Source organism: Gemmatimonadota bacterium, assembly GCA_009838845.1.
Lineage (GTDB): Bacteria > Latescibacterota > UBA2968 > UBA2968 > UBA2968 > VXRD01.
On the sequence record VXRD01000014.1, the window covers coordinates 51,559 to 73,545 of the forward strand.

The 21,987-nt window shown below is 51.9% G+C and carries 23 protein-coding genes; 18 read left to right on the forward strand and 5 right to left on the reverse strand.

Annotated features, from left to right (window positions below):
• Window positions 1-2: 2 nt before the first annotated feature.
• Genes F4Y39_02080 through F4Y39_02100 form a run of 5 tightly spaced genes read right to left on the reverse strand, consistent with a single transcriptional unit; the run spans window position 3 to window position 6,221 of the window.
• Window positions 3-1,280, reverse strand: a complete 1,278-nt coding sequence (locus F4Y39_02080; protein MYC12495.1) for a DegT/DnrJ/EryC1/StrS family aminotransferase — start codon at window positions 1,278-1,280, stop codon at window positions 3-5.
• Window positions 1,112-2,032: a glycosyltransferase family 2 protein gene (locus tag F4Y39_02085; protein MYC12496.1), complete on the reverse strand. Its 921-nt coding sequence runs from the start codon at window positions 2,030-2,032 to the stop codon at window positions 1,112-1,114. Before F4Y39_02085 ends, F4Y39_02080 begins: the two co-directional genes overlap by 169 nt.
• Window positions 2,025-3,419: an O-antigen ligase family protein gene (locus F4Y39_02090; protein MYC12497.1), complete on the reverse strand. Its 1,395-nt coding sequence runs from the start codon at window positions 3,417-3,419 to the stop codon at window positions 2,025-2,027. Before F4Y39_02090 ends, F4Y39_02085 begins: the two co-directional genes overlap by 8 nt.
• Complete coding sequence (locus F4Y39_02095; protein MYC12498.1) at window positions 3,416-4,588, reverse strand: glycosyltransferase family 39 protein; 1,173 nt, start codon at window positions 4,586-4,588, stop codon at window positions 3,416-3,418. The genes F4Y39_02090 and F4Y39_02095 overlap by 4 nt, the downstream gene beginning before the upstream one ends.
• A 13-nt stretch (window positions 4,589-4,601) precedes the next feature.
• Window positions 4,602-6,221: a capsule assembly Wzi family protein gene (locus F4Y39_02100; protein ID MYC12499.1), complete on the reverse strand. Its 1,620-nt coding sequence runs from the start codon at window positions 6,219-6,221 to the stop codon at window positions 4,602-4,604.
• Between the two features lie 167 nt (window positions 6,222-6,388).
• Between F4Y39_02100 and F4Y39_02105 the strand changes: the two genes are divergently transcribed.
• From F4Y39_02105 to F4Y39_02190, 18 genes are all read left to right on the forward strand, one after another.
• Entirely contained in the window at window positions 6,389-7,087 is a 699-nt protein-coding gene (locus F4Y39_02105; GenBank protein MYC12500.1) for a phosphate propanoyltransferase, read from the forward strand.
• Window positions 7,084-7,356, forward strand: a complete 273-nt coding sequence (locus tag F4Y39_02110; GenBank protein ID MYC12501.1) for a BMC domain-containing protein — start codon at window positions 7,084-7,086, stop codon at window positions 7,354-7,356. Before F4Y39_02105 ends, F4Y39_02110 begins: the two co-directional genes overlap by 4 nt.
• 22 nt (window positions 7,357-7,378) lie before the next feature.
• The gene (gene eutM / locus F4Y39_02115) at window positions 7,379-7,663 is read left to right on the forward strand and encodes an ethanolamine utilization microcompartment protein EutM (protein MYC12502.1); all 285 of its coding nucleotides are present in this window, start codon (window positions 7,379-7,381) and stop codon (window positions 7,661-7,663) included.
• A gap of 3 nt (window positions 7,664-7,666) precedes the next feature.
• Complete coding sequence (locus tag F4Y39_02120) at window positions 7,667-7,957, forward strand: ethanolamine utilization protein EutN (protein ID MYC12503.1); 291 nt, start codon at window positions 7,667-7,669, stop codon at window positions 7,955-7,957.
• Between the two features lie 17 nt (window positions 7,958-7,974).
• A complete protein-coding gene (locus tag F4Y39_02125; protein MYC12504.1) occupies window positions 7,975-9,411 on the forward strand; it encodes an aldehyde dehydrogenase EutE in 1,437 nt (478 codons plus the stop codon).
• 23 nt (window positions 9,412-9,434) lie between these two features.
• Window positions 9,435-9,698, forward strand: a complete 264-nt coding sequence (locus F4Y39_02130; GenBank protein MYC12505.1) for an ethanolamine utilization protein EutN — start codon at window positions 9,435-9,437, stop codon at window positions 9,696-9,698.
• Window positions 9,699-9,762: 64 nt separating this feature from the next.
• Window positions 9,763-10,035, forward strand: coding sequence for an ethanolamine utilization protein EutN (locus F4Y39_02135; GenBank protein MYC12506.1), 273 nt, complete (start codon window positions 9,763-9,765; stop codon window positions 10,033-10,035).
• Window positions 10,036-10,043: 8 nt separating this feature from the next.
• Complete coding sequence (locus F4Y39_02140) at window positions 10,044-10,853, forward strand: class II aldolase/adducin family protein (GenBank protein ID MYC12507.1); 810 nt, start codon at window positions 10,044-10,046, stop codon at window positions 10,851-10,853.
• Window positions 10,853-12,145 carry an arylsulfatase gene (locus F4Y39_02145; protein ID MYC12508.1) on the forward strand — a complete coding sequence of 431 codons (1,293 nt, stop codon included), beginning with the start codon at window positions 10,853-10,855 and terminating at the stop codon, window positions 12,143-12,145. Before F4Y39_02140 ends, F4Y39_02145 begins: the two co-directional genes overlap by 1 nt.
• The gene (locus F4Y39_02150; GenBank protein MYC12509.1) at window positions 12,142-13,365 is read left to right on the forward strand and encodes an MFS transporter; all 1,224 of its coding nucleotides are present in this window, start codon (window positions 12,142-12,144) and stop codon (window positions 13,363-13,365) included. Before F4Y39_02145 ends, F4Y39_02150 begins: the two co-directional genes overlap by 4 nt.
• The gene (locus F4Y39_02155) at window positions 13,362-14,552 is read left to right on the forward strand and encodes an acetate/propionate family kinase (GenBank protein MYC12510.1); all 1,191 of its coding nucleotides are present in this window, start codon (window positions 13,362-13,364) and stop codon (window positions 14,550-14,552) included. The genes F4Y39_02150 and F4Y39_02155 overlap by 4 nt, the downstream gene beginning before the upstream one ends.
• Window positions 14,549-15,670, forward strand: a complete 1,122-nt coding sequence (locus tag F4Y39_02160) for a mandelate racemase/muconate lactonizing enzyme family protein (GenBank protein MYC12511.1) — start codon at window positions 14,549-14,551, stop codon at window positions 15,668-15,670. The genes F4Y39_02155 and F4Y39_02160 overlap by 4 nt, the downstream gene beginning before the upstream one ends.
• Window positions 15,639-17,069 (forward strand): hypothetical protein, encoded by a 1,431-nt coding sequence (locus tag F4Y39_02165; protein MYC12512.1) that lies wholly within the window; start codon window positions 15,639-15,641, stop codon window positions 17,067-17,069. Before F4Y39_02160 ends, F4Y39_02165 begins: the two co-directional genes overlap by 32 nt.
• 36 nt (window positions 17,070-17,105) lie before the next feature.
• Complete coding sequence (locus F4Y39_02170; GenBank protein ID MYC12513.1) at window positions 17,106-18,461, forward strand: DUF4340 domain-containing protein; 1,356 nt, start codon at window positions 17,106-17,108, stop codon at window positions 18,459-18,461.
• Window positions 18,462-18,482: 21 nt separating this feature from the next.
• Window positions 18,483-19,400, forward strand: coding sequence for a protein BatD (locus F4Y39_02175; GenBank protein MYC12514.1), 918 nt, complete (start codon window positions 18,483-18,485; stop codon window positions 19,398-19,400).
• Window positions 19,397-20,395 carry a VWA domain-containing protein gene (locus F4Y39_02180; protein ID MYC12515.1) on the forward strand — a complete coding sequence of 333 codons (999 nt, stop codon included), beginning with the start codon at window positions 19,397-19,399 and terminating at the stop codon, window positions 20,393-20,395. The genes F4Y39_02175 and F4Y39_02180 overlap by 4 nt, the downstream gene beginning before the upstream one ends.
• On the forward strand, window positions 20,396-21,421 hold the full coding sequence (locus tag F4Y39_02185) for a VWA domain-containing protein (protein ID MYC12516.1): 1,026 nt from the start codon (window positions 20,396-20,398) through the stop codon (window positions 21,419-21,421).
• 17 nt (window positions 21,422-21,438) lie between these two features.
• A partial coding sequence (locus F4Y39_02190) for a tetratricopeptide repeat protein (protein MYC12517.1) occupies window positions 21,439-21,987 on the forward strand: 549 nt, incomplete at its 3' end.

Here is a 21,987-nt window from a genome sequence, read left to right on the forward strand (position 1 = left end):
CCTTAGGGTTGAAAGTCGCACACGGCTGCGATGACTTGTCCAATTTCGTTTTCGGTCATGCTTGGGAACAGGGGCAGCGTGACCAGATCGCGCCACACGGCATCGGTGATGGGCAGGTCTGTGCGATAGGGTTTGTACACTTCAAATAAATGGCAGGGCTTGTAGTGTACGCCCGCATCGATGTTGTGTTGCCCCAGATGATCTATCAATTCATCGCGCTGGGATACGCGTGCCACATAAGCGTGCATTGCACTGCGGACCTGGGGTTTTTCTACAGGTATTTGCATCCAGTCGAGGGCGGCAAATGCACGTCCGTACTGCAAAAAAATCTCTCGGCGTTGTGCATTGGCTGACTCCAATTTGCCCAATTGCACCAGACCAATTGCCGCATTGAGATCGTTCATATAGCATTTATAGCCGAGTTCGCCCACTTCGTATTCCCATCGGCGCTCTGCGCCATTTTTTCGAAACCGATCATAAGTTCCGCGCGAGATGCCCATCCAGCGCAGTTTTCGCGCGCGCTCGGCAAGGCCTGAATTGTTGGTGGTCAACATCCCACCGTCACATGTTGACAAATTTTTACGCGCATCAAAACTAAAACATGTCACTGTGCCCATTCCGCCGACCATTTGGCCTTTGTAACGCGCGCCGCTGGCGTGTGCGGCGTCTTCTACGACTGGAATTCCGTGCTGGTTTGCGATGGATAGAATCTCATCCATGTCGCAAGGGTGCCCGGCAAAATGCACCACCATAATCGCTCGGGTGCGCGCCGTGATTTTGGCGGCAATTGCTTTTGGATCGATATTGAGTGTTTCGGGATCTATGTCACAAAAAACCGGCGTGGCTCCGTTTTGCAAAATTGCGTGATTGGTCGATACAAAGGTCAAGGGTGTGGTAATGACCTCTCCCCCTTCTATATCCAGTGTTTTCAAAGCCAGCAGAAGGGCCGCCGAGCACGAGTTCAGAGATACCGCGTGCTGTGCTCCCACATAATGGGCGAATCTCGCTTCGAGTTCTTCGACCTTTTCCCCGGGTCCGACCCAACCGGACATCAATACCTCGCGCACAGCTTCGACTTCTGCGTTGTCAAACCAGGGACGAAAAATAGGAATCATGGACCTTCCTCCACAGCGCCGTGAGTTAAGATAAACCAGTAAGCCCGCAAACGCGCTCGCGCCTCTGTGCGATGCTTTCGGACGAGTAAAAACACACTTCCCCAGAGCAATGCGCGCAATGTCATTTCGATGGGACGCAGGAGCCGGAGCAAGCGCGCGGCCCATTGTCCCAGGTGTTTGGCAATAAAATAGGCATAAGACGCTTCACTGACCACGAGCATCCGCGTCAATGCCTGTTTGGAACTTTCGCCCCCAATATGTATGCCTTCGGCGTGGGGCAAATACATGACCTGCCAGCCCGCACGGTTGATGCTCAGGCCGAGATCTACATCTTCGTAATACATAAAAATGGCCTCGTCCAACCCGTTGACTGCGTCCAGAACGCGGCGACGAACCGCGAAACACGCTCCGGTTACCCAGGCCACGGCTTCGGGTTTGGAGGGGCTTCGTCGCCGAAATTTAAGCAATGGAAATATTAGATGCAATAGGAATTTACGACAGATTTCGTCTCTGAGTCTGGGTGCTTCGCCGCATGAGGCCAGTACCTGTTCATCCGCGTCTTTCAACTTTGGCCCTACCATGCCCACATTGGCGTGAGTGTTCAAAAATTCGACCATTGTATTCACAGCATCTGGCTGCAACACAACATCGGGATTCATGGCTACGACAATTGCGCTATGCGAGACAGCCACACCGCGGTTCACTGCGCGTCCAAAGCCCAGATTTTCGCCGGTTTGAATCACGCGCACGCGGTCGCCATAAGTTTTCAATGCCTCCAGACTGTTGTCCGACGATGCGTTATCGACTACGATCACATCGAGATCAATTCCACACTGATTGATCAATGCGGCAACGCATTGCGCCAGATGTTTTCCGGCATTCCAATTGACCACTATTGCTGTCACGCGCTCAGGCATTATTTTTTTCCTCTGCTACCAGCCGCGCAATAAGCCCCAAAAATGTCGCATGGATGAAGATCAACCGATTGGCAAAGAGGGTTGCGTCTGCCATGCCATAGACCAGTAGCGCAGCGTAAATGGCGATAAATGCCGCGCAGAACAGACGCACGCGGGTATCAGAACTTTGCTGGAATAATAGATATGCACGCCACAGAGCAAAGCCGAAGACCCACAAAAATGCTGCGACGCCAACCAGCCCCATTCGCATCCCAATCGTTAAATAAACGTTGTCAACTGCACCTACTGTCAATATCTGTGGCGGTGGTGGAAATGTCACCAAAGACGTCACGGTTTCACCGTGTCCGCCGCCGAGCAAAGGGCGCTGACGAATTTTTTCCAGTGCTTTGCCATAAGATATCAACCGCCCACTTATGGCTTCAACGCTGCGCGTCACGCGGTCCAATGCGATATCACTGACGGCAGCACGGGTTTGTTGCTGGAAAATATAACCCATCGCCAATAGCAGCAGGGGAACCAATGCCACTATAAAAAGACGCGACAGGCGTCGGGGGGCGGCCTGCTTGTCCAGCACAGTCAACGCGGCGAGGCTGCCCAGCCCTACGAATAGCGAAATCCACATGCCCCGCCCCATTGTCAAAACCAGGGCCAGCCCGATAGGCAATATCGCGCCCCACGCCCATGCTCGTCTGTATGCCCGTGCTTCAAATAACAAAATGGCGGCAATAATGAGTATGCCCATCGGCAACACAATGCCTTCGAGCCGTGCGACCCGAACAAAACCGCCCGCAATGTTCGCATCTACCTGTAAAAGAAATTCAAGCAAGTACTCGATGCCGACAATTGCGGCGATGAAGAGAAATAAATGCAGGAATGTGGAGAATCTCCGTATATCAAAAAACCACGTTATCACAAAGAACAACGTGTAGTATAATGGATAGCGCACATCGCGCAACATTTGCGAGACCGACTGTCCGTAGATCAACCCCAACAAGCATGAAAATACGACCAGCCCCAGCAATACGCGCATTGGTTGATCCAAAAAAGTATGCCGTCGCCAATTCCATCGGCCTTCTAACAAATAGTTGAGCGCGGCAATGCCCATCACCACTACGAGAAGACCTTCATAAAATTTGAAGTCCAGAGGCAAGGTCAGATAGTCTTCGTAAAACCAGGAAGGCACAACCGCGGCGGTGAAACACAAATAGAGCACTGACAGCGTGAGAGAGCCAAAAAGTGCGATTGCCGACAACAAGCTCAAGACGAAAATCGCCGCAAGCGCGTCATTTACTAAAAACGGCAGTGCAATCAACAATATCTGCCCAAAACACACCAGAACCAGCAGGTGAGGTTTTGCAGGGTCAAAAAAATCTGCTCGAAGTATCACGCCCTTCGCCCTATTCGGTTAATCCACTGCACACATACCCAGGCCGCAGGCGCGCACAAAACCGCGTCAACAGGTAGCCGAAAGCGCGTGTGAGCAAAGAATACCATGTGCAATAGTGACATGCAAATTATCAGTAGAATAAGTGCCAGACCTTCGGACCTCTGGCGTTGGATAAATGTGCCGGCAAGTCCCAGGGTTAGCAATGGGGTACAGGAAAGCACGGCAATTGCGTTGTATAATGGCGGCTCTCCCGGCACCCAGGGGCACCAAAAATAGAGCAGTTTGTCAATGCTCAAACTCAGATAGTGCAGTGGTTGCGCGATTATCCATCCCAACACAATGCCCGCGATGCGGCGGTCGGCCGCTGTGCCCTGAGATGTGTCGGCCAGTGTGTGATAAAGTGCCAGATAATCGATGTGGTTGTCGTAAACGCCGCGTCCTTCTAGGTGTGCTCCCACCAGCAAGTTGATCCCCAAATTAGTCGAGATAGGCACAAATTCGCCCGAGACGATATGATTGCGCGCTGTCCAGGGCAAAATAATCAGGCAGAGTGCGCCGACTACGGTTAGCACGCGCGATGCTTTTTGTACAGGTGCCAGGCGAGATTTTTGCCACCAAAAAAAGAGAACAAGAGGTAACCAGGGCAATAAAACGGGCTTGCAAAGTGCGGATAGTCCCACAATTCCACCAAATATCATCGCCATCGTAAAGGTGTTTTTTTCCCAGAATTGGACACAGCACAAAAAGCTAATAGTTGTCAAAAAAATCAGAATGGTTTCGGCCATCAACACGCCGGAAAAAAATATAAATAACGGATAAATAGCGAACAAACCAGTAGCGATCAGACCGACCAATACCCTGCCCATTCTACAGCCCAGAACATAGATGAAATAGCAGGTGATTGTGCCCAAGATGGCCTGGGCAATCCGCACCAGGACGGGTTTGTGACCAAAGGTATGATAAATGCCGGCCAGAAATAAGCTGTATAATGGGGGGCGGTACATTCCGGTATCGGGGTGCAAAACGCCCAGCGCGACATAAGCCTGTCCCAAACGATCCCAATGTACCTCATCAGATGCATTGGTCAAATCGGATTGCGACAACCCAAACCCTACGCGCAATAATAATGCGAATGCGAGCAAGCCCCACAGGTACTGGCGATGACTCATTTCTCTTTCCCGCTTAATAGAAGTTCACAGCTATTGTCGCTGTCCACTCATGCCCTGTTACCCTGCTTTGCTGTGTTGTGATGCGATGGTGTTGATATTGCATTTGTAAAGTCCAATTTCTCACGGGTGCGAATAACACGTGGCCACCTATTTTTTTTAGTGTCTCTATATTGCCCGACATAAAGTTTCGCGTAGTTGGGTCCTCTAATCGACGCCCCAGTTGTGCATTGCCGCCTACATTGACAATTGTTCCATCTGGATTTACTGGATTTTCACCTTGTCGCTCTCTTTCAAAAGTTAAAGACGCATTCAGGCTCGGCGAAAAGCGGTGTGTCACTCGTGCAAAATATCGGTCTGCATTTGGTCCGGTTGGATAGCCCAACAGCGCGTCGTAGTGTTCATACGTATTGATGTGGAAATTGTGTGCGTACACATAAGGTTCCACACGCACATATTCGGCGCGCACGTCAGTATCTCGCAAGCCCAGGGGATCGACCCAGAATGCGCCCAATTGAAAGGCAAATTGATTGGAAAACGCATTGGGATCGAATTTGACCATATCGTCGAAAAAACACGCGCCATAAAGTGTTAGTCCCGTCAGGATGTGAGCTGATATATCGGCTCCAATTACGAGATTGTCGCGATTTCCCAGGTGGTTTTGCGTTCCAGCAAATACGGCGACTGGCAAAACGTAGAGCAGTTCAAATCCTCGGTCGCCATATACCACTGCCTCGTGCAATCCTATTCTCACTTTTGAGAACGCAATCTCCAGTCGGTGCGCGGCAAGTCGCTTCTGCCTTAAAAAAATACGCACATGCCCATTGTCGATCCACCGTCGCGTTGTGTCGATTAATCCCGGGCGTGCGCGCAGTGATGAAGCGATATGGGTATAGCGCAATCGCCCATGTGATGTTCGCAACCGGAACAAGCCATAAGATGGCGCATTGTTGGAGAGCAATAAATTTCCCGTGCGCCCGGGGCCCCAACTGAGGCTTCCTTTACCCACATCTACACGCATCCATGTATTTGCCCAGGCCAGTTGAAACGCGCTTTCGCGGAAATCCACTTTTTTGCCTTTGAGTTGCACGTCTTCAAGGGGATGGGCCAGCACATCTTCTCGGCGAAGGCGCGGTTGGTCGCTCCACTCGCGGGCCTCAAAGTGGCGTGCATAAAATCCCAATATGTGGAATCGCCCGCGCATAGAACCACCAATATAGGTTTGCGACGCGGTCTCGTTCAAAAATCCATCGCCCCTGCGCGCAATCACCTGTTGCCGTGCCAGCGGTTCGAGGATGACGGACGCCGCAGAGTCGTGCCAGGTCCATCGGGGTTCGCGTGCAAAGGCCGCGCGATTTTCCAATTCTGCGATATATCGGTTGATGAGGCCACGCTCGGTTGCCGACATAGATTGACTGGACACGGCGGACAGCATCCGCACAACTTGTATCCGGGTCAAGGGACGCGTATCGGGCACGGCGACCCAGTCTCGTGCATTCAGGCGATCCAATAAGGGATACACGGGATGATACAGTGGAATATCGGGTGAGGCATCTTCGCTGATTGCCGGGCTGGCTATATAGAAAAACAGCAGGATGCACATGAGCGATCTAAGTAGCAAGTGTATATTTCTCATGATGGTTAGAAAAAATAAAACAGTCTCTCTGAATTTGGTTCAAAGCGCGGTACTTGTCAAGCATGGCGCTTTTTACGGCGTGTTTAGCTCTTGACTTTACAGCAGGCATGGGCTATTTTTCGCCCTTTGTAAACAGCACCTGATACAGAACTTTGACAATGTTTCCAATGCGAAAAAATGCCTCTGTGTGCGATGACTGCGGGCTTTGTTCTTTCGGGCAAAACAGCGGGGAAAGCGATGCGATTGATCGCATCGCACGAGAAGTCGTGCTCCAAATACGCGGTGGAGATGACGCAGAAATTTCCATTTCTGCAGGTGTGTCTGCCCGGCATGCACATGTTGACGACGAAACTCTGGAGATCCTTTTTGGTGCGGGTCACACCTTAACGCCTTATCGAGAACTCTATCAGCCGGGTGCTTTTGCCGCCGAGGAAGTCATATCTGTTGTTGGCCCCCGGTTGCGCGCGATTGAGCGCGTGCGAATTCTCGGTCCCAGTCGCGACTATAATCAGGTCGAACTCGCCCGAACCGATGCCATCTATATCGGTGTTGACCCGCCTGTGAGGGATTCGGGAGACCTGAGAGATGCGCCACCTGTTACTTTTATCGGTCCCAAGGGGTCGGTCACGGTCAACGCAGCCATTCGCGCTACGCGTCATATCCACCTGCGTCCATCTGATGTAATAGATTATGGCTTTCAAGGGCGGGAATCTGTCAGGGTGCGCGTGGGAGGCGAAAAAGGCGTTATATATGATAATGTGCGCCTCAAGATTGACGAAAGCTATTTGCCCGAACTCCATTTGGATACCGACGACGCCAACGCAGCCGATCTCGTCTGTGGAGATACGGTGTTTATGATAAAATGAATGCTCTTGGTATGATTGAAACACTCGGCGTTATTGGCACAACAGAAGCTGCCGATGCCATGGTTAAGACGGCTCTCGTCACGATTGAAAAGTACGAAAAAATCGGTGCGGGATATACCACCACACTCGTACGCGGCGATGTGGGCGCGGTTCGCGTAGCTATCGAAGCGGGAATAGAAGCTGCCGAGCGCGTTGGCGATCTCGTTGCCGCTCACGTTATCCCAAATCTCGATCCACAGGTAGAGACAGTTATTTTCAGTACACAATGATCATTTTTCAGGAGGACACAACATGGGTGAAGCCCTCGGCATGATTGAAACCAAAGGTCTCGTAGCTATGATTGAGGCTGCAGATGCGATGGTCAAAGCCGCCAATGTCCAATTTGTCAATTGGGAACGCATTGGCGCGGGATATGTCACTGCTATTGTGCGCGGCGATGTGGCAGCTGTTAAAGCTGCAACGGAAGCCGGTGCTGCTGCCGCTGGCAAAATTGGAGAACTCGTTTCCGTACACGTCATTCCGCGACCACATGGTAGCCTTGAAAATATTCTGCCTATCGGCTCTTCAGACGGCTAAACTATGACCCTCGGCAAGGTGGTGGGAACGGTGGTTGCCACCCAAAAAGACAGCGGTCTGGCGGGTTTTAAGCTCCAGATCGTCCAAACGCTCGATTTGCCCGCATTCGAACTCAAAGAAAGTTTTTTGGTCGCCGTAGATGCTGTTGGTGCAGGCGATAGCGAAGTCGTGCTCTGTTGTAGTGGAAGTTCCGCCCGCATGACGAGTGTGACTGAAGATCGCCCTGTCGATGCTGTGATTGTCGCTATTATCGACACGGCAGAAATCGAAGGTGAAGCGGTTTATCAGAAGTGAGACGTGCGAAGTGAGATATGAACTTAGACGAAATTCAAATCCAATCGGTGGTTGAGCAGGTCGTACGTCGCCTTGTGGCTGAGCGCGAAGCCCCTGCTGTTATTGCACCGCCCGCGCGCTATGAAAACAAAGGCGACGATGGCCTTTTTGATGATCTCGAAGAAGCTATTGCTGCAGCTTCAGAAGCCCAGCGTGCCCTTGAAGCAATGAGTCTGGAGCAACGCCGCGAGCTTATTTCTGCGATCCGCCGCGAATCTATGGCGCATTCAAAGGGTATCGCGCAAAAAACCGTTGAAGAAACCGGCATGGGTAAGGTGCCGCACAAAATTCGCAAACTCGAGGTTGTTGTACAACACACGCCTGGCGTTGAAGATTTGCAACCCACGGCGTGGACGGGCGACAATGGTTTGACGGTTGTTGAAATGGCGCCCTTTGGCGTGATAGCAGCGGTCACGCCATCCACGCACCCGGTGCCCACGATGGTCAACAATGCAATTAGCTTTGTCGCTGCGGGCAATAGTGCGGTTTTTGCGCCCCATCCGAGCGCGAAAGATGTTTCGGCTCTGGGTCTTCAGATGCTCAATCGCGCCATTGTCGGCGCGGGCGGTCCACCAAATCTGCTCGTCGCTGTGCGCGAACCATCCATAGAAACGGCGCAGAGCCTTTTTGTGCATCCCGTCATTGATCTCGTTCTCGTCACCGGTGGGGGCGGTGTTGTCAAAGCGGCCATGCAAGCACCCAAGCGCGTGATCGCAGCAGGACCTGGCAATCCTCCTGTAGTCGTAGATGAGACCGCCGATATCGAAAAGGCCGCCCTCGGCATTATTGAAGGCGGCGGTTTTGACAATAATATTTTGTGTATTGGCGAAAAGGAAGTGTTTGCAGTTCAATCCGTGGCCGATGAACTAATGCGCCACTTGAAGGCAAATAATTGTGTGGAACTCGACCGGTCACAAATTGATGCACTGACCAAAATCGCGTTTCCCCGCGACGAAAAAGGCGATTGGATGCTCAATCGGGACCTCGTTGGTCGCAGCGCGCATGTGCTTGCTGCCCAAATTGGTCTCAATATTTCGCCCGATACAGAGCTTTTGATTGGCGAGGTTGAAAATGAGCACGATTTTGTTCAACACGAGCAGATGATGCCGTTTGTCCCCATTGTTCGCACACCCGATGTACACAGGGCAATTGACTGGGCTATTCGGGCCGAACAGGGGTATCGCCACACGGCGGTCATGCATTCGAAAAATGTCGAGAATATGACGGTTATGGCTCGCCGGTGTAAGTGTACGATTTTTGTGAAAAACGGCGCGTCATCTGCGGGATTGGGCGCAGGTGGCGAAGGCTATACGTCTTTCTCTATTGCCACACCCACCGGCGAAGGCTGCACGTCTGCCCGCACATTTACCCGCCAGCGCCGCTGTGCCCTCATCGACTATTTTAGAATTGTATAAGTCCCGTATCTCGCGAGGTAAAAATGTTCCTCGGCCGCGTCATTGGAAAAATTTGGGCGACGCGCAAAGATGCCTCGCTCAAAGGTTTTAGACTGCTTGTCGTTGAACCGATTGATCACGAGCACAATAAAGCGGGTGATGCTTTTGTCGCGGTTGATGTGGTCAATGCCAGCGATGGCGAGACCATCTACTGGGTCGGTTCACGAGAAGCGCCCAACGCCCTGCCCGATAAATACGGCCCGGTTGATGCGGCAGTTGTTGGCATTGTCGATCAGGTCGATGCATGAGGTAGCCTACCCTCCGGCTCCCCTCAGAAGAAGGGGAGACTAAACCCCGAATCCCAAATTCTATATGTTCCTGGCCCGCGTTCTCGGTAGCGTCACATCGACTATTAAACACAGCGATTACAACAGCGCCAAACTCATGGTCGTGCAACCCATTACGCCCGATGGCAAAGATGACGGCGCATCGGCTCTGGCAGTTGACGCTACAGGCGTTGGTCGCGGCGAAATTGTCCTCGTGATCCGTCAAGGAGTCGCGGCAGGTCTCGTCCTCAATGTGGAATTGCCTGCGGTGCGTTCCGTTATCGTCGGCGTTGTAGATGATATTGATATGAAGGGGTGAGATATAAAATGAATCTCCATCAAGCCAAACTCGATATTGTTGAAGCTGGACGTCGCGTGTACGAACGCGGCTTTGTCGCTTCTAACGATGGCAATATTTCCTGCCGGATTGAAGAAGACCGCATTCTCACTACGCCAACGGGGATGTCCAAGGGATTTCTCAAGGTCGAAGATCTCTGTATTACTGACATGGATGGCACGCTTGTGAGTGGGCAAACGCGGCCTTCGTCGGAAATTGGGATGCACATTTTTCTCTATCGCGAGCGTCCCGATGTGCGCGCTGTGGTACACGCGCATCCGCCAACGGCTACGGGTTTTGCGGTGGCTGGCGTTCCCCTTACTATGTGTGTTTTGCCCGAGGTGATTATCACTCTCGGCGCTATACCTATTGTGGAATACGGTACGCCGGGAGGACCAGAGATATCTGAACCGATCAGGCAATACGTCAAAGATTACGACGCCTATTTGCTCGAAAATCACGGTGCGACTACGATCGGTGCCGATGTGATGAATGCCTATTACAAGATGGAAACGTTGGAGCATTTTGCGAAAATACTTTTTGTGGCACAACAACTCGGCGGGTATAACGAACTCAATGCGGAACAGGTGGAAAAACTGGTCGCGATTCGAAACCGCATGGGCCTTCGCGGCCCCGATCCAGCGTGTGATATCCCCGATGCACCCACAACGCAACCTGAGACCAATGGTGGCATTCCCACGATTCGCACGTTGAGCGCTGGCGGTACACCTCCTGCCCAAACTTCCCAGGACGATCTCATCGCGGAAATTACTCGCAGAGTTATGGAAGAGTTAAAATAATGAAAGCAATGCCCAATATTATCTACATCCTCTCGGACGATCTCGGCTATGGCGATCTGGGTTGTTTTGGACAGGAGTTTATTTATACGCCCAATATTGACCGCATCGCAGCAGAGGGTATTCGGTTTACGGATCACTATGCCGGGTCTTCGGTGTGCGCGCCTTCGCGGTGTGTGCTTATGACGGGTCTGCATACGGGGCATTGTTATGTGCGGGACAATCGCGCTTTGTCCATTGAGGGCAATGTGCCCATTCCCGGGGAGACACAGACGGTTGCCAAATTGCTCAAAAAGGGCGGTTATGCCACTGCTTGTATTGGCAAATGGGGATTGGGGTATCCGGGATCGGAAGGCGATCCCAACAATCAGGGGTTTGATCACTTTTTTGGGTATAATTGCCAGCGCGAAGCCCACACGTATTATCCTCAGCACCTCTGGCGCAACGATCAGAAAATCATGCTCTACGGCAAATCGTATTCACACGATCTGCTCACGGCTGAGGCTTTACAATTTGTGCGCGATCAGCAATCCAATCCCTTTTTCCTTTATTTGGCCTATACCATTCCACACACCAGATTCGAAATTCCATCTCTCGATATTTACAAAGACAAACCCTGGACGGAAAATCAGAAGACGCAGGCGGCTATGATTACGCGCATGGACCGCGATATTGGCACGCTTTTGGATATGCTCGATGAGCTTGGAATTGCTGAGAATACGCTTGTTGTCTTTACGAGCGACAACGGTCCCCACGGCAGTGGCAATACGCTTGGACATTTCAACGCTGCTGGACCACTTCGCGCAAAAAAGGGGAGCCTCTACGAAGGTGGTATCCGCGTGCCCTTTGTCGCCCGGTGGCCGGGAACGATTCAACCCGGTACTGTGAGCGCACATTATTCGGGTTTTCAGGATATGTTGCCCACGTTCTGCGAATTGGCTGATACGTCCATCCCGGAACCGGTTGATGGCATTTCTATGTTGCCTGCGCTCCTGGACCGCGATACCCAACAAGCTCACGAATTTCTCTACTGGGAGCGGCGCGGGGTCAGTGCTGTTCGCATGGGCGATTGGAAGGCGTATTTACCCGAGGGTCATACCAATCCCGAAGGTGTTGTTGAACTCTACGATTTGGCAGCGGATATCGGCGAACAAAATGATCTCGCAACTGAATATCCAGATATTGTTTCAGAAATTCGAACCATTGTTCGGGAATCGCACCGAGATACGCCCTGGGAAACTTGGGAATACGACGGACCAATTCCCAATGAATATGGGACAGTAGTTCAAGGATGAGGTGGGATCGGAAAGTGCCCAATCGCAAAGCGGCTATTGTCATATTTTGTAGTGCCCTGATTGTGTTTGTCAGCATGGGCATTCGCCAATCCTTTGGCCTTTTTTTGTCACCGATCAGCCAGGATCTCGGCATTGGACGCGAAGTCTTTAGCCTGGCCATTGCCTGGCAAAACCTCATTTTTGGTTTGCCCGTAGTGGGCATTTTAGCAGATCATTTTGGGCCGCGATGGGTTGTTGCTGTCGGCGCGTTGCTCTATGCAGTCTGTTTTTTTCTTTTGTCTTCTGTCAGCACGCCGCTCGGTCTGTACACTGTGCTCGGTGTACTCATGGGCATTGCGCTCAGTAGCATCTCCTATGTGGTGGTCCTCGGTGCGGTCGCTCAGGTTGTTGCACCGGAAAAACGCGCCTCGTTTTTTGGGCTTATTACTGCTGCGGGTTCTTTCGGGACGTTTGCAATTGTGCCGGGTGTTCAATGGCTTCTTTCTGATTTGGGCTGGCAATCTTCATTCGCTTTCATCGCGCTGGTCGCGGGCGCAAGTGCCTTGCTCGCTATTGGGATTCCACAGCGCGGGCGCGAGGTGTCTCCAAATACCGTTGAATCCCACGATGGCAGTCTGCTTCAAGCACTGCTTCAAGCGCGCGGTCATTCGGGATACTGGTTGCTCAATGCGGGATTTTTTGTGTGCGGTTTTCACGTGGCATTTATCGCCACGCATCTGCCCGCTTTTCTGACTGATCACGGTCTTTCAAAGATGGTCGGTGCAACGGCGTTATCCCTGATTGGTCTTTTTAACATTTTTGGATCTTATCTTTCGGGACAACTCGGCGACCGATATCGAAAAAAATATCTCTTGAGTTTGCTCTATTTGGGGCGCGCCATTGTCATTAGCGGATTCCTGTTCATACCCGTTACAAATACGTCTGCGCTTGTGTTTGGCAGCGCGATCGGGTTCTTATGGCTTGCAACCGTTCCGCTAACCAGTGGTACTGTCGCGCAGATATTTGGTTCGCGCTATCTTTCCACGCTGTATGGCATTGTTTTTTTCAGTCATCAGATCGGCAGTTTTTTGGGCGTGTGGCTGGCCGGGCGCGTGTATGATGCAACGGGGTCTTACGATATGATTTGGATTGCCGCGATTCTCTTGGCTGTGACTTCATCGCTCGTTCATTTGCCCATTGCCGATAAACCCCTGCAGAGGCTTGAAACAGTCACACCATGAAAATCCTCATTGCAAACGCAGGCTCTACGTCATTCAAATATCGCCTGTTTGACATGACCGATGAAGCGGTGCTCGCCGAAGGTCGTCTCGAACGCATCGGCGATCCGTCTTCACCTGTTGCCCATCAGATTGGCGAATGCGCTGTTGAAACCGAACAACACTTGCCGGATTATCCATCCGCTGTCCGCGATGTTATTGCACGTCTGACAGATGCGCGCACTGGTGTGCTCTCCGACTTGTCTGATCTCGATGCTATTGGATTTAAAACCGTTCACATGCGCGGGAAAGCGGGTACTTATCTTCTCACTGAAGACGTTTTGCAGCGCATGGCGGACTACAATAGCCTCGCGCCTGCCCATAACCCGCCCTATATCCAGGCGATTCGCATTTTCGAGCAATGCGCACCCAACCTGCCCCTGATTGGACTTTTTGAAGCTGCCTTCCACGTCAACATACCCGATTATGCCTATATCTACAGCGTCCCCTACGACTGGTATGAAAAATACGGGGTTCGCAAATACGGCTTCCACGGCGCATCCCATCGCTACGTTTCGCAACGCACGGCGCAAATACTCAACCGCGAGGATCTCCGCATGGTATCCTGCCATCTCGGCGGGAGTGCCTCTTTGTGCGCGGTTCGCAACGGTCAATCTATAGATACCTCAATGGGCTTCTCGCCCCAAACAGGCATCATTAATAGCACGCGTATTGGAACTATTGATCCCTTCATTATTCCCTATATAATGGACCGAGAAAATTTATCGACAAGCGAGATGAGCCGCATTCTGTCAGAGGAAAGTGGTTTGCTCGGCATTTCGGGTATTAGCGGCGATGTGCGCGATCTCGAAGAAGCCGCTCAAAAGGGGCAAGCGCGCGCACGCCTTGCTCTGGAGGCATTTTGTTATGGGATCAAAAGAGAAATCGGCGCTTGCTCTGCCGCACTGGGCGGTCTGGATGCGATTGCTTTTGCCGGGGGCATTGGAGAACGCGGGGCAAATGTGCGCTGGCGCGTCTGCACCGGTCTCGAATACCTGGGCGTTTATCTGGACGAGGCCGCAAATGCCAATCCTCCCGCAGACGGGCTGATCTCGACATCTAATAGCGAGGTTGCGGTTTTGATTGTCCAGACTGACGAAGAATGTATTGTCGCACGCGCAGTAGCCGAATACTTGAAGGAGCACGGATGAATATCACCGATGTTCGCACGATTCCGCTTTTTGGAGAAACGCCTATGACGGGCTGGACAGTCGAGCCAGGACCGGATGAAAATATGCACACGCTGGTCGAGGTTCAGACGGATGAAGGTGTGAGCGGCATTGGAAGTGTTTTTACCAGCAAAGCCCTGGTCGATGGGGCGATGGGGTTGTTGCGCCCCAATATCATTGGGGAGAACGCGCTGGAACCCGAGCGCGTATCTGAAAAACTTCACCAGATGACCTTCTGGCAGGGACGGGGAGGTGCTGTTACACATGCGATTAGCGGTGTTGATATCGCGCTATGGGATATTTTGGGCAAAGTGGCTGGGCAGCCCGTTGGGCGTTTGCTCGGAGGATATTATCGCAAAAAAATAAAACCCTACGGCTCGATTCTCTTTGAAGATCCCGAAACATTTTCCGACACTTTGCAAGACGCGCTCGACCGCGGTTTCAGGGCGCTCAAACTCGGCTGGGGTGCTTTTGGGCGCGTTGACCGCCATATGGATGAACGCCTCATCAAAATCGCCCGAGACACCTGTGGCCCCGATGTGGAACTCATGGTCGATGCGGGCGGCAGCGATGCCTTTTGGCCTCACAATTACAAATGGGCGATTGAAACCGCTCGCATGCTCGGCGATTACGATATCACCTGGTTTGAAGAAGCCCTCCCGCCCGACGATATTGAGGGCCACATCAAATTGCGAGAATATTCTCCTGTCCGCATTGCCGGTGGAGAAGTTTTTACTCGCCGCCAGAGTTTCATGCCGTGGATTGAACGTGGCGCGTATGATATCATTCAGCCCGATGTCACGAAAGTGGGAGGTATTTCTGAAGTGCGACGCCTGATATGGTATGCGTATGACCACAATGTTCTGGTCGTCACACACGGCTGGAACACCGCTATTGGCCTCCTCGCAGATCTCCATCTGTCTGCCGCACATCCCATTGCGCGCTGGGTCGAATATATTACCCCATCGCCTTATATCGAAGATATTGTCACTACGCCGTTTTCACTTGATGAAGACGGATTGCTCACTATTCCCACTGCGCCGGGTCTCGGTATAGAACTCGATTGGGATGCCGTGCGCCATTACTCGGGTGAGAAATAGAGATAGATTTATGCCCAAATTTTTATCACATCGGATATTGAAATACGGGTCTAATGCCCTTATGGCGGTGTTGATCACGCTGGGTATTCTGGCGGTGGTTAATTTTTTGACCACGCGGTATCACGCGCGCTTTGACCTGACGGCTCGCGGTCTTTATACGCTATCGCCCCAAACGATTTCTCTTTTGGAAAATTTGTCTGAGGATGTCAATGTTGTGGCGTTTTTCCGAGAGGCAGAGCAGCGCGATTACGAGCATTTGCTCAAGCAGTACGCCTATCATTCGAGGCGTTTTGCGTACCGGTTTGTCGATCCCGATCGAGAACCGATTGAGGCCAGGCGATATACTGTGACGCGGTATGGTGTTTCGGTGATCGAATATGGCAATCGGGAAGAGCGGATTCGGGAAACGTCTGAAAAGGTGCTGACTAATGGCATTGCGCGTTTGATGAGTGAAGAGCGGCAGGTGGTCTATTTTGTGGGGGGGCACGATGAGGCGCATCCCGACGATCAATCGGAGCAGGGATTTTCCGGGATCAAGCAGTTGCTCATCGAAGGCAACCACGATGTGCGTCCATCCCTGGTGCTGGCGCAATCACAGCGCGTGCCAAAAGATTGTGACGCGCTGATTGTCGCGGGGCCAAAACGTCCGTTTTTGCCAGCAGAGATCGATATTGTAGCGACGTATCTCAATCAGGGTGGGGCGGCGTTCTTTTTGTTGGATCCTCTCATCGATACGGGGCTTGTGTCGCTGTTGCGAAAGTGGTCTATTGGTCTGCGAAATGATTTTGTGGTCGATAAAAGCCAGGTGCTGCCGGGGGCTGATTTTTCGGTTCCCGTGACGACACATTATAGCAAACATCCCATTACGGATAAGCATTCGGGATTGCAGACGTTTTATCCGTTGACGCGCTCGATGGAACGCGTGGGATCTTTGCCTGGTGCTGATGTTTCTTCGCTGGTGCTGTCTTCGCCGAACAGTTGGAGTGAGACCAATTTGGATGCTGTTTCCGCTAAAGACAAAGAAGCGGTGCAATACACATCGGGGGCTGACCGACCGGGGCCGTTGTGGCTCGCGATGGTCGTGGAAGGCCCGACCACTATTGCTGCAAAAGCGGGGGATGATCGGCGTGGCGCGCGGGCGCGGATTGTGGTATTTGGCGATTCGGATTTTGCGAGCAATCGCTTTGTGGAAGTGGCGGGCAATGGCGATTTGTTTATGAATGCAGCGAATTGGTTGCTCAGGGCGCGCGATAAAATTACGATTCGGCCCAAAAGCACGCTTTTTCGCCCGCTGACATTGAATCCGGGCGATGAATTTTGGATTCGGTGGGTGTATTGGCTGGTGTTGCCAGGCGTCCCGATTGTCGCGGGGGTGCTGGTCTGGTGGCGCAGGCGTTGAAAAGTGTACTGGTAACTGGCTACTGAGGAAAAAATTGTGGGTATTAAGGCGACAGCGATTTTGGCGGTTTTGCTTTTGGGTCTGGTGGGGTTTGTCTTTTTATATGAACGTCCTCGCATGGCAGAGGAACAACGCGAGAGTGAGGCGAAAAATGCGTTTATTGAAGTTCAGCGGCATCGCGTTGCGCGGTTGACATTGACCAATGAATACGGGCACTTTGTCGCTGAGAAGCGCGGCAATGAGTGGACGCTAATTGCGCCGCTGGAAGTGCCTGCAGATTGGATAGAGTTTGAGGGTATGATTGAGATCGCACAGATTGTTGAACGCGGTCGGGTTGTGGTTGATGAAGGCGATTACGCAGGGGTTGTTCTCGCCGATTTTGGGCTGGATCCGCCCGTGGTTGAGGTGCGATTTGAACCGGTATCGGGCGATCCCATGTGGTTGTTTTTTGGCAATGATATTCCCTCCAAGCTGGGGTGCTATTTTACATGGTCGGGCGGAAACAAGGTCGTGTTGACAAAAAAACAATATCGCGCGCGGTTTAATCGTCCGCTGATGGCATTGCGCGATACGCGGGCGTTTTCCTTTGATCCCGATCTGGTCTCGCGGGCGTATTTCCAAACGCCTGGAGGCGTCTATGAGGTCGTGCGGGATGGGTTGGAGTGGCATCTCGTTCAGCCGATAAAAGAGCGAGCTGATGCGCGCGAGATTTTGACATTGTTGGGACAGTTGAAAGATGAGCGCGTTGCATCTTTTCACAAAGAGGCGGTGGATGATCCCACAATTTACGGGTTCGACGATCCGGATTACAAAGTCGAGTTGCATGTAAAAGACAATGAAATGTCCAATACACTGTTGTTGGGCAAGCGCGTTCCCGATAGTCGGCAGAAACTGTGGTATGGGCGTGTAATGAGTCGGCCACAGGTGTTTATCGTCGAACAATTGATCGCAGAATCTCTGGACATTCCATTGAACCAGTTGCGTTACAAGCGCGTTTTTGAGTTTGATCGCACAGGTGTTGATCGCGTGCGGTTGGCATATCGAGACAGCGTGGTGAATTGCGCAAAGAATGACGATGGCTCGTGGCAGATGGTGATGGGGGATGGGCGCGTTGTCAAAGGGGACGCCGACGTTGAAGATTTGATCGATCGCGTTCACAATCTGGTCGTTGCCGAGTTTCCCGATCGAGTGGATAAGTCTGCCGCAGATAGTTTGGATGATCCCGTGTTGACTGTTTCTCTGTGGCGGAGCGAAACACTGGTGCAAGAGCTGATAATCGGGCATGCCAACAATTTTTGGTATGGCACTGCCAAAACGCGACGCGAGGTGGTTGTATTGCCGTATTCGGTGATGTCGTGGTTGCAACTCAATTGGAATTTGGGCGCAATATAAGAAGGAGCATAATGGACGGCAATGCGTGCGATTTATTTTTTATTCGCAATGTGGACCGGGATACAAACGGTTCCGACCGATGCAGCGGTCGAATTTTTGACGGGGGTTGACCGCGATACCATTACAATTGGCGACCCTTTTGTTTTGCGTCTGCGCGTCCATCGCGGGGTTGATGATAAAGCGGAAATTGCTTATGGAAAAAATTTTCCCCAGCCATTTGAAATCCGGCACACGGGCGGGGTTGAAACAGAGCAACTCGAAAATGGACGGGTGCGGGAAACGCAGGACCTCGTGCTGGCGATTTATCAGGTGGGCGCGTTCCGCGTGCCACCTGTTTCCGTGCATTTTGTCAATGCAGAGGGCGATTCTGGAAAGATCACGTCACAACCCATTGATGTGCTGGTGCAGAGTGTCAGGCCAGAAGGCACAACGGATATTCGCGATGTGAAGCCTCCCTGGGTTATTGTAGCACAGATCCCCGCGTGGTTTTGGCTGGCGGTTGGTGGGTTGATTCTATTGCTTGCAGGATTGGTCTGGTATATTTATCGACGCAGGCATCGCCCGGAAGTCGAGTTGCCACCGCCGCCTATCAACTGGTTAGAGGAATTGGACAGGGTGGGGCAGTTGGGGCTGATAGAGCGGGAAAATTACCGGCAGTATTATTCTCTATTATCGGCTGTTTTGAGACGGTGTTTGGAAGCCAAAACCCCCGTACATGCAGTGGAGCGCACGACGTTTGAGATTGGGCGGGATTTGCGCGCCCAAGCATTTGACGATCAATTGGTGATGGCTATAGAAGATTTTTTGAATGAAGCAGATCGGGTCAAGTTTGCCAAATTTGCACCACGTGATTACATGGCGCACGAGGCGATGGATGGCGTGCGCGACATTGTGAGCATTCTGATTACACCTTCTGTGACACAGGAGGTAGCCGAGTGATGCGTTTTGCCAATCCAGCGTGGTTACTGATCCTGTTGTTTATTCCGGTGCTCATCTATCGCTATATTGGGCGCGAAAGGCGCAAGTCGGGGCGCATACGTTTTTCCGATACGCGCCTTTTTCGGCGTATTGGCCCGTCCTTTTTTTTAAAGTTGCGGCACAGTTTGATCGCGTTTCGCTGTGTGGCTCTGGCTTTGCTCATCGCGGCGATGGCGCGGCCGCAGTCGGGGCGTGAAGGCCGAGAAATTTTGAGCCAGGGTATTGATATTGCGCTGGCGATTGATGTTTCGAGCAGTATGGAGGCCAAAGATCTGGCGGACCAGCGCAAGACGCGGTTGGAAGTGTGTAAAGAGGTGGTGGCGCAATTTGCACAGGGGCGCGCCAATGATCGCCTGGGGCTTGTGGTCTTTGCCGCAGAAGCCTATACGCAATGTCCGCTTACGCTGGATTACGGCGTATTTTTGAGTTTTCTCGAAGGTGTTGAAATTGCCAGCAAGGACTGGGATGGCACTGCGATTGGTTTGGGGATCGCAACTGCGGTGAATCGTTTGCGAGAATCTGAGGCCAAGAGTAAGGTGATTATTTTGTTGACAGATGGAAAGAATAATCGCGGTGAGATCGATCCGATGACCGCGGCGCGCGCAGCAGAGGCTGTGGGTGTTCGCATTTATGCGATTGGTGCAGGTAGCAGGGGTACGATTATGCAGGAGGTTGATGGGATTTTTGGTAAGCGATTTGTACCGGTCAAAGTTGAAATTGATGAAGATACGCTTAAAAAAGTGGCGGATGCAACAGGTGGGAAATATTTCAGAGCGACGAGTGAAGAAAAGCTGGAGGAGATATACGCCGAGATTGGCGAAATGGAAAAGACCGAGATCAAAGTGCGCGAGTATGTGGATTATCGCGAGTTGTTTTACCTGTTTCTCTATCCCGGGTTAGCACTACTATCGTTGGAATTGGTGCTGGGCAATACGCGATTTCGGAGGTTGCCTTAGATGCGATTTGGCGATCCACAGGCTTTTTATTTGCTATTATGCGTGCCGGTTTTCGCGCTTTTTTATTGGTGGGCTTTTCGGCGCAAGCGCAAGGCACTGTATGCGTTTGGTGCTCCTGAGTTGGTGGATAAACTCGCTTCGGGCGTCAGTCGCATGCGGCAAGGCATAAAATCCTCGCTGGTGTGTGTCGGATTCCTTTTTTTGATTTTTGCACTGGTGCAACCGCAGTTCGGCACCGAATTGGAATTGATCCATCGCCGTGGCGTCGATCTGGTGATTGTTCTGGATACGTCGTTGAGTATGCTGGCCGAGGATATTAAGCCCAACAGGCTGGATCGCGCGCGTTTTGAAATTGAGGGGTTGATCGATCGCCTTGAAGGCGACCGCATCGGCCTTGTGGCTTTTGCCGGTTATAGCCATGTACTCTGTCCGCTTACGCTGGATTATGGCGCAGCAAAGATGTTTTTGGGACAGGCAGATATCACATTGATTTCAGAGCAGGGTACAGCGGTTGCCGAAGCGATTCGCGCCGCCATTAGAGGATTTGGGTCGCGCAATGGGAAATACAAAGCGCTCATTTTGATTACGGATGGCGAAAATCACGGGGGTGATCCCATTGCAGCAGCGCGAGCGGCAGCGGAGGAAGATGTACGAATTTTTGCTGTGGGTGTGGGGACTGCGGAAGGTGAGTTGATTCCGGTCCGCGATGGCGATAGGGTAGATTATTTGAAGGATACTGAGGGCAAGATTGTCAAGACGCGTTTGGATGAAGCAACCTTGAAGGAGATTGCGCGTGTGACCGATGGATTATATGTGCGCGCCAGCGGTGGGGGGATTGGATTGCAGGCGGTGCATGAACGGATTTCAGAGATGGAGAAGCGCGATTTGGGTACGCAGCGTTACGCACAGTATATTCACAGGTTTCAATGGCCGTTGGCTCTTGCTCTGTTATGTTTTGTGAGCGAGGCTCTGTTATCGGATCGGCGACGCAGTGAAGAAGCATGGCGCGGGCGATTTGAGACTTAGACTATGGACGTGAGGTTATGAAGCGATTTTTATATGTTTTGCTGATGTTGCCATTTTTGGGGTGGACATTTCTCGATCCCGTGGCAAAAAAGAATGAAGAGGGCAATGCTCTGTTTGAGAAGGGGGAGTACGAAGCCGCGTTGCGTCGGTATTTGGAAGCACAACAAGAGGCGAGGTCCCGACCGGAGTTGCATTTTAATGCTGGCGATGCACTCTACAAGCAGGGGAAATATGCCGAGGCTTTGCAGGAGATGGGGCGTGCCACCGAAGGTACTCATCCGGATATGTCTGCTGCTGCACATTACAATTTGGGCAATGCGCTGTTTCGGCAGGAGAAATTCCAAGAGGCTGTGGGAGCTTATAAGAAATCATTGGAACTGAAGCCGGATGATATAGATGCCAAAATTAATCTGGAATTGGCATTGGAAAAACTGGATCAGGATGGGCAAGATGAACAGGATAAAAATCAAGATCAAAACCAGGATCAGCAGGACCAAAGTCAAAATCAGGACCAGAATCAACAGGATCAGCAAGACCAGAATCAACAAGATCAGGGTGGGCAGGGT